Below are 306 nucleotides of genomic sequence, written 5' to 3'. Positions count from 1 at the left end.
TGCGCTGCCAGGGCAAACCTTGGATCAGTGCCTGTAACTGTTCCGGGCTGAGGGCCACGGTTTCACCTTGGTGAACTTGAGCCCAGTGAAATTTGCCCTGTTCCAGCCGCCTGGCACACAGCCAGATGCCCAGTCCATCATGTACCAGTACTTTCATGCGATGGCCACGTTTATTACAGAACAGGTAAGCACAATGCGGTTTGATGTAGCCAAAGGCTCTCACCACCTGAGCCATGGTCGTATCCATACCTGCACGCATGTCCATGGGCTGAGTAGACAACCAGATTTCATCAATGCGGATCATGT

The 306-nt window shown here is 52.9% G+C and carries 1 protein-coding gene; it reads right to left on the bottom strand.

Annotation, left to right across the window (positions count from 1 at the left end; genetic code table 11):
• Positions 1-306: IS66 family insertion sequence element accessory protein TnpB (gene tnpB, locus L6C30_RS14805; protein ID WP_236163352.1), on the bottom strand; the 306-nt coding region annotated here is incomplete at both ends.

Source organism: Acinetobacter sp. KAM396 (genome assembly GCF_021602765.1).
Taxonomy (GTDB): domain Bacteria; phylum Pseudomonadota; class Gammaproteobacteria; order Pseudomonadales; family Moraxellaceae; genus Acinetobacter; species Acinetobacter towneri_A.
The sequence above is the reverse complement of the archived record's forward strand: the minus strand, read 5'-3'. Positions and strand labels throughout refer to the sequence as shown.